Genomic DNA, 1,111 nt, shown 5'->3' with positions numbered 1-1,111 from the left:
GGCGGTCTCAAATCTGAAGTGCAACACCGCTGGTTGATATTCAATGAATGGTAGCGGAGCTTTTCTCGGCGATAGCAGCCATGAATCGCTGGAAGGCCTGATAGGGAGAATCCCAGCCAAGCGTCTGCCGAGGACGGTTGTTCATCAGATCGGCCATGGAGTCCAGCGCATCCTGGTCATGCACGCTCAGGTCTGTGCCCTTGGGCATGAGCTGGCGCAGCAGCCCATTCGTGTTCTCACAACTGCCTTTTTGCCAAGGGCTGTGCGGATCACAAAAGTACACCCGCATGCCAAGGGCTTGGGCGAGTTCCTTGTGCCGGGCCATCTCCTTGCCCTGGTCGTAGGTGAGCGTCTGGCGCATCGGCTGTGCGATCTGGCGCAGCTTGTTGGTGAACGCGGCCAGCGCACTGTCTGCGGATGCGTCAGGCATCTTGCACAGCAGCACCAAGCGCGTTGAGCGCTCTACCAGCACACCCACCGCCGATTGGTTGCCAGCACCCTTGATCAGATCCCCCTCCCAATGCCCCGGGATCACGCGATCATTGACCTCGGGTGGGCGAACATGGATAGAGACCATGTCTGGAATCTGACCACGCCGATCAGAGCCTGCTGAACGCGGGCGGCGTGTACTCTTGCCTTGGCGCAGCAGTGCGATGAGCTGGCGGCGCAACTCACCGCGTGGGTATGCATAGATGGCGGTGTAGATGCTCTCGTGTGAGGCATGCATGGTTGGGTCGTGGGGATACATGCGCTGGAGTGTGCGTGCAATCTGCTGGGGCGACCATAGCCAGCACAGCATGGTGGTCACAAGAGTCCACAACGTCCCGCCGCAGTGCAGTTTGGGGCATGGCCTGGCCTGAAGGCGACGCTGCTGGCACAGGCGCTGCGCAGGCGCGCTGGCGTAACTGCCATGGCAGGCGTTGCGCCGCAACTCGCGGCTGATGGTGCTGGGGCTGCGGCCTTGAAGGCGGGCTATGGCCCTGATGCTCCAGCCCTGCTGGCGCAGCGATGCCAGCGTCACTCTGTCTTCTGGCTGCAAGTGCTCGTATCTCGTTCCCATTTGCGTACATTACCCTCGGTGAGGGTGTTGCACTTCAGATTTGAGACCGCC

1 protein-coding gene is annotated in these 1,111 nt (G+C 61.0%); it reads right to left on the bottom strand.

Features of this window, described 5'->3' with window-relative positions:
• Positions 1-40: 40 nt before the first annotated feature.
• Positions 41-1,060: an IS30 family transposase gene (locus tag BLW02_RS19445; RefSeq protein WP_092701798.1), complete on the bottom strand. Its 1,020-nt coding sequence runs from the start codon at positions 1,058-1,060 to the stop codon at positions 41-43.
• Between the last annotated feature and the right edge of the window lie 51 nt (positions 1,061-1,111).

It is taken from the genome of Acidovorax soli (assembly GCF_900107605.1).
In the GTDB taxonomy this organism is placed as follows: Bacteria; Pseudomonadota; Gammaproteobacteria; order Burkholderiales; family Burkholderiaceae_C; genus Acidovorax; species Acidovorax soli.
Note: the sequence above shows the minus strand (reverse complement) of the source record. Positions and strands in the feature narration are given on the sequence as shown.

What these genes read in the sequence shown, in the direction of transcription:
- BLW02_RS19445 (WP_092701798.1), bottom strand. Translation starts at nt 1,060, where the DNA reads ATGGGAACGAGATACGAGCACTTGCAGCCAGAAGACAGAGTGACGCTG.